We start from the raw sequence: 6,390 nt of genomic DNA, 5'->3' as shown, positions 1-6,390 counted from the left end.
CACCGGGGCCGCGTGAGCCCATACCGGCACCGGCGCCACCCACCTGGCCACCGGCCTGGCGGGACATCGACTCACCCCAGCCGCGCAGGCGCGGGAGCAGGTATTCGAGCTGTGCCAGTTCCACCTGTGCCTTGCCCTCACGGCTCTTGGCGTGCTGGGCGAAAATATCCAGGATCAGGGCCGTGCGGTCGATGACCTTGACCTTGACGATGTCTTCCAGGCCACGGCGCTGGGAGGGCGCCAGCTCGGCGTCGACCACCACGGTGTCAGCGCCTGTCGACATCACAATGTCCTTGAGCTCCTGGGCTTTGCCGGAGCCGAGGAACGTGCCCGGGTCCGGCTTGGCGCGCCGCTGGACCAGTCCGTCGAGGACCTCGGATCCGGCGGTTTCGGCCAGGGCCGCGAGCTCGCGCAGGGAGTTCTCGGCGTCGGCCAGGGTACCCTCGGTCCACAGCCCCGCCAGCACCACCCGCTCCAGGCGCAACTGCCGGTATTCGACTTCGGTGACGTCTTCGAGTTCTGTCGAGAGTCCGGCCGTCCGCCGGAGGGCGCGGCGTTCCTCGAGGTCCTGCTGGTCGCCGTCGTAGCTGCTGTGTTCCTCATCCAGTTGCGACAATGCCTGCGCCTTGCCGAAGACCGGCCGGGACTGGGCGGCATCACCGTCGCCGGCACTCGGGCCGGTCTTGGATGCCGGGGCGTCTTTGGAGAGGATCCGGTCGATAACAGCTTGGATTTCCGCAGGACTCATGTCCTGGGCGGCTGAATCGGAACCGGGGTTGGGCTGGCTGGTCATGGTCTCCTTCGAAGGGTCTGCACTCTCAGAATAGTGCCGTTCGGTGTTTCGTGGCGCGGTATTCGCGCTGGGCTGACGACTGGTGGTCATTCATGCCTCCTCGGGTGCCGGACGGCGGCGGCGCCGACGGCGGGGTGGGGCTCCGGTCCGGAGCGGTGAGTGCGGGCTGCAGCGGTTTAGGAACGGCGCGGATGTGCGGGCAGCTGGTGAGCTGGCTGGTGTGCGTTGGTACTATCCGGGTGCGCCCGCCGGGATGCGATGCTGCCGGGACCGGCTGGTATCCCTGCCGTGAGATCCCGCATGCTGTGCACGCGGACGGACAGGTTCCGAGAGGAGTGACTCCAAGCAAATCCGGCGCCGTGGGATTGATGCAGTGATCACGGAGGCGCGCAGAGCGGAAGGTAAGTACCTGCGTCGCTGCCGGGGCGGGACTTCCGATGGCGCCAGCGCAGCTGTCGGTGCGGAAGGCGCCGGTACAGAAGACGTCGCTGCGGAAAATCCGGCCGGCTACTTGAAGTTAAGGATCATGTTTTTAGCCTAGCAGACCGGCCCCCCGCGCCATGGGCCGCCGTGTCGGGGCGGACGGCGGCGGATCCCGGCCGGTTTCCCATACCGCCGGAGCGCCAACTAATCTGGCCAGTTATGGAGTCTGCACACTATTTCAGCGCCCAGCCGGCCGGGCCGTTCACCCGCAAGCCMCTGACCGTGGAACTCGCCGGCGGGCAGCGGCAGTTGCAGACGTCCGCGGGGATCTTCAGCCCGGACGGAATCGACAAGGGTACAGCCGTCCTCCTGGCGGATGTTCCCGCTCCCGCACCGCAGGGGAACCTGCTGGACATCGGCTGCGGCTGGGGTCCGATCGCGCTGACCATGGCGTTGCGGGCGCCGCACGCACGGGTCTATGCCGTGGACGTCAACGAACGCTGTGTGACGCTGACGAACGAGAATGCGGGGCTGCTGGGACTCACCAACGTCACCGCCAGCACCCCCGGGGACGTCGACCCGGAGCTGCGCTTCGACACGATCTGGTCCAACCCGCCCATCCGGATCGGCAAGGATGAACTCCATGCCCTGCTGCTGCTCTGGCTCCCGCGGCTGGCCGCGGGAGGCTCGGCCTGGCTGGTGGTGCAGAAGAACCTGGGCTCCGATTCGCTTCAGCGCTGGCTTTCGGCCGAGCTGGATGCCAGCTTCACCGTGACCCGGGAAAGCACATCAAAGTCCTTCAGGATCCTGCGGGTCAGGAAAGCGTCCCACTAGCGACGATCACGGCGGGCCCGCTGAGTTCCACGTGCTCGTGGCCGTCCGCGGCGACGAAGAACTTCACGCCGACGACGCCGCCGGGCACCTCCACGTTCCAGGTATCCGGTGCACCCTGGCCGGCCCAGTGCCGGATCGCGACGGCAGCGGCGCAGGCTCCGGTGCCGCAGGACTGGGTCTCCCCCACCCCGCGTTCGTGCACGCGCATGGTGATGGTACCCACGCCGTCGTGGACCAACGGCTCGGCCGGCACCACAAACTCAACGTTCGTCCCGTGCGGCGGAACCGGGTCCACCCGCGGCGCCCGGAACAGTTCCGTGGCCTCCAGCTCCGCGAGTTCGGCCAAGGCGACGACGGTGTGCGGGTTTCCCATGCTGACGGAGAGTGCCGGCCGGGCCACTTCCAGGCCGCCGGCGCTGACCAGCGAATCCATGGCGCGGGCGGTGGCTTCGCCGGGGAAGATGAACTCCCAGGGGCCCATATCCACGGCGTACCCGGAGGCAGTGCGGACCACGGTCTTGACCCCGCCGCGGGTTCCGATGGTCAGTGATTCGCCCGCCGGCAGGTCCACCAGGCCTTCGGCGATCAGGAAGTGCACGAAGACCCGGACGCCGTTGCCGCACATTTCGGACAGCGAACCGTCGCCGTTGCGGTAGTCCATAAACCATTCTGCGCCGGGGTGGGCGGCAAGCAGTTCCTGGCCCTCGGGAAGCAGCCGGGACGGGACGGCGCGAATGAGTCCGTCGCCGCCGATGCCGCGGTGCCGGTCGCAGAGCGCCGCGACCTGTTCCGGGGTGACGGCCAGGGCCCCGTTGGGGTCCGCGATGAGGACGAAGTCGTTGCCGGTTCCGTGGCCCTTCGAGAACTTCAGGCCGCCAGGGGTAACGGCGCCTCCGGCAGCAAGGTGGTCAGCGGCCGGGGCCAGGGTTTCGTCCATGGTCCAAGGTTACAGTTCGTTGCGTGCCGGGGTGGAACCGGGGCGCCGGCCAGGCTGCGAACGCGTGGCGCCCGCCAGGGTGTCCGGGGCGGACTTGTCAGCCGCAGAGCTCCACGGCCCGGGCCAGTAACCCGGGGTCTTGCCAGTCAAGCCAGTGGATCCGGGGGTCGGCCCGGAACCAGGTGAGCTGGCGCCGGGCGAATTTCCGGGTCGCGGCGATGGTGTCCTCGGCGGCCGTCTCCAGGTCCCACTCGCCGTCCACCACCCGGAGGAACTGCGAATAGCCCAGGGCGCGGGAGGCGGTCCGGCCCCGCCGCAGCCCTTCGGCGTCGAGGCGCTGCACCTCGGCCAGCAACCCGGCATCCACCATGGCGTGCACGCGGGTGGCCAGCCTGGCGCGCAGCAGCTCGCGGTCAACATCCAGGCCGAGCTGCACAGCCGGCTGGAAGTACTCGCGGGAGGGCATAAAGGAGCTGAAGGGGCGCCCGGTCAGTTCGAAGACCTCCAGCGCGCGGATCACGCGCCGCGCATCGCCCAGCCGTCCGGCGGAGACCGGATCGAGCCGTTCCAGCCGTGCCCGCAGCGGCGCGAGCCCGGCGGCGGCTTCCTCAGCTTCCAGCCGGCCGCGGATGGCGGGGTCGGTGCCGGGGAACTCGAGTACGTCCAGGACCGCCCGGACGTAGAGACCGGAGCCGCCGGCGAGGATGGCCCGTTTCCCGCGGCTGTGGATCTCCGCAATCACCGCGCGGGCCTGCTGCTGGAAGTCCGAGACGCTGGCTTCCTCGGTGACRTCSAGGRTGTCCAGGAGGTGGTGSGGCACTCCCCTGCGTTCAGCCGGCGTGATCTTCGCGGTGCCGATGTCCATGCCGCGGTAGAACTGCATGGCGTCGGCGTTAACCACTTCGCCGTCGAGGGCCACGGCCAGCGCGACGGCCAGATCGGACTTCCCGGAGCCGGTGGGGCCGACGACGGCGATAACCGGCGGCGTGGCGCGGAGGGTCCCRTGGGCCGGCAGGGCGGCGGTCAGGGGTGCGGGCGTGACCTGCGGGGCGGGCGCGGCCACGGGCTAGCGGGCGCGGAGCGGGAGGGTGGGCATGCCCAGGGACACCCCCGTGGTGCCGCCGGCCGCGCCGGGTACCGGGGCGCCACACGAATCGGCCTGCGACCGGTCCCAGGCGTCGCCGGCGCGGGACCGCCGCAGGCTGTACTCGGCCGGGCCCGCGGGGTCGGCGATCAGGTGGAACGCCGCGGCTTCGGTGATGGTCACGGTCACGAGGTCCCCCGGACGGGGGGTTTCGGCACCTTCGGGGACGGAGWAGTGCACCAGCCGCTGGTCGCGGGCGCGGCCGGACAATCGGTGGGTTTCTCCGGCCTTACGGCCCTGCTGGGCGGTCACCATGACCTCGACGCGGCGGCCCAGCTGGCGGGCGTTCTCCTCGGCCGCGATCCGGTCCTGCAGCGCGGTGAGCCGTTCGAAGCGTTCCTGCACCACCGCTTTGGGCAGCTGGTCCGGCAGTTCGGCGGCCGGGGTACCCGGGCGCTTTGAGTACTGGAAGGTGAAGGCTGTGGCGAACCGGGACTTTTCCACGACGTCGAGCGTGGCCTGGAAGTCCTCTTCCGTTTCGCCCGGGAATCCGACAATCAGGTCGGTGGAGATGGCGGCGTGCGGGATCTTCTCCCGCACCTTGTCCAGGATGCCGAGGAACTTGGTGGAGCGGTACGACCGCTTCATCTCCCGGAGGACCTTGTCCGAACCCGACTGCAGTGGCATGTGCAGCTGCGGCATCACGTTCGGCGTCTCGGCCATCGCGTCGATGACGTCGTCGGTGAACGCCGCCGGGTGCGGACTGGTGAACCGCACGCGCTCAAGGCCCGGAATTTCACCGCAGGCACGCAGCAGTTTGGAAAACGCCTGCCGGTCGCCGAATTCAACGCCGTACGAGTTCACGTTCTGCCCCAACAGGGTGACCTCGATGGCGCCGTCGTCAACGAGCGCCTGGATCTCCGCGAGGATGTCGCCGGGCCGGCGGTCCTTCTCCTTGCCCCGCAGTGCCGGGACGATGCAGAACGTGCAGGTGTTGTTGCAGCCGACCGAGATGGAGACCCAGCCCGCGTAGACGGAGTCCCGTTTCGTGGGCAGGGTGGAGGGGAAGACGTCCAGTGATTCCAGGATCTCCAGCTGGGCCTCGTCGTTGTGGCGGGCCCGGTCCAGCAGGGCCGGCAGGGCTCCGACGTTGTGCGTTCCGAAGACGGCGTCCACCCACGGTGCCTTCTTCAGGATCGTTTCGCGGTCCTTTTGCGCCAGGCAGCCGCCTACGGCGATCTGCATGCCCGGATTGGCTTCCTTGACCGGGCGGAGGATGCCGAGGTTGCCGTAGAGCTTGTTGTCGGCGTTCTCCCTGACCGCGCAGGTGTTGAAGACCACGACGTCGGCCAGGTCGCCGGCGGACGGGACGTAGCCGGCGGCTTCGAGCATTCCTGACATCCGCTCGGAATCGTGCACGTTCATCTGGCAGCCGAACGTCCGGACCTGGTACGTGCGGGCCGGAGCGGCGTCATTCGGGGAAGGGGTTCCGCCGGGGGCTGGGGAGGGAATGGTCAAACTCACCTGTTAAGGGTACCGGGTTGGCGCGCTCGCGTGGCCGGAGGGCATGCCGGCAAAAGCTCAGGGCTACCCGTCCGGGTCCTGGAGCACCGCGTCGACTGCCTCGCCGACGATCCGGAACGCCTGCGACGGCTGATAGCCCTTGCGCGCGAGCATGGAGGCTAGGCGCCGGACTGTCTTGTCCCGTTCGGCGCGGTCCTCGAGGCCGCGGGCGTTCCGCAGTTTGCGGTCCACGAGCTCGCGGGCCGCCGCTTCCTCGTCCTCATCGCTGAGCTGCTCGAGGGCGACCGCTGCCGTGTCCTGGTCGATGCCTTTCTCCGCCAACTCCCGGCGCAGGGCACCTTTGGCCAGTTTCCGGCTCTGCGACCGGCTCCGCACCCACATCTCGGCGAACTCGGTGTCGTCAACGAGACGGACTTCTTCGAAGCGGTCCAGGACGGCTTCGGCTACGTCCTCGGGGATGTTGCGTTCCGCCAACTTGCGGGCCAGCTGCAGCCGGCTCTTGGCCGAGCTGGTCAGTTGCCGGAGCACAATGGCCCGGGCGACGGCGGCGGGATCGGCGTCGCGGTCCTGCTCCGGCGCGGGCGGTCCCGCCCGGCCGGAGTCTTCGCCCGCAACGACGCCGGGGCCAGGGTTCCCGGACGGGAATCCTGACCCCTTGCGGCGCCGTGCGGCCGAGGCCCGGCTGTTAGAAGCCGTCAACGGCCTTCAGCTTCGGTGACGCTTCGGGCTCCGCCTTGACGCCGACACCGAGCTTCTCCTTGATCAGTCGCTCCAGCTCGGCAGCGAGCTCGGGGT

Annotated in this window: 6 protein-coding genes and 1 pseudogene; 1 reads left to right on the top strand and 6 read right to left on the bottom strand. The window is 69.2% G+C overall.

The genetic code is table 11. The features are described from left to right. A partial coding sequence (locus AC1DHD_RS13020; RefSeq protein WP_476880114.1) for an HflX-like GTP-binding protein occupies positions 1–793 on the bottom strand: 793 nt, incomplete at its 3' end. 642 nt (positions 794–1,435) lie between these two features. Between AC1DHD_RS13020 and AC1DHD_RS13015 the strand changes: the two genes are divergently transcribed. Then, entirely contained in the window at positions 1,436–2,050 is a 615-nt protein-coding gene (locus AC1DHD_RS13015) for a class I SAM-dependent methyltransferase (protein ID WP_476880113.1), read from the top strand. Here AC1DHD_RS13015 and dapF read toward each other — a convergent pair. The 5 genes and pseudogenes from dapF to AC1DHD_RS12990 form a co-directional block, all read right to left on the bottom strand. Then, the gene (dapF, locus tag AC1DHD_RS13010) at positions 2,031–2,987 is read right to left on the bottom strand and encodes a diaminopimelate epimerase (RefSeq protein WP_476880112.1); all 957 of its coding nucleotides are present in this window, start codon (positions 2,985–2,987) and stop codon (positions 2,031–2,033) included. The genes AC1DHD_RS13015 and dapF overlap by 20 nt on opposite strands. Before the next feature lie 97 nt (positions 2,988–3,084). Further along, positions 3,085–4,002: a tRNA (adenosine(37)-N6)-dimethylallyltransferase MiaA gene (miaA, locus tag AC1DHD_RS13005; protein WP_476880115.1), complete on the bottom strand. Its 918-nt coding sequence runs from the start codon at positions 4,000–4,002 to the stop codon at positions 3,085–3,087. Between the two features lie 51 nt (positions 4,003–4,053). Further along, positions 4,054–5,595, bottom strand: a complete 1,542-nt coding sequence (gene miaB, locus AC1DHD_RS13000) for a tRNA (N6-isopentenyl adenosine(37)-C2)-methylthiotransferase MiaB (protein WP_476880111.1) — start codon at positions 5,593–5,595, stop codon at positions 4,054–4,056. 63 nt (positions 5,596–5,658) lie between these two features. Beyond that, positions 5,659–6,294, bottom strand: coding sequence for a regulatory protein RecX (locus AC1DHD_RS12995; protein WP_476880110.1), 636 nt, complete (start codon positions 6,292–6,294; stop codon positions 5,659–5,661). Then, positions 6,281–6,390: pseudogene (locus tag AC1DHD_RS12990) on the bottom strand (recombinase RecA); the annotation flags it as partial. The gene AC1DHD_RS12995 and the pseudogene AC1DHD_RS12990, both read right to left, overlap by 14 nt.

The organism is Arthrobacter sp. 05L45_2 (assembly GCF_056397525.1).
The sequence above is the reverse complement of the archived record's forward strand: the minus strand, read 5'-3'. Positions and strand labels throughout refer to the sequence as shown.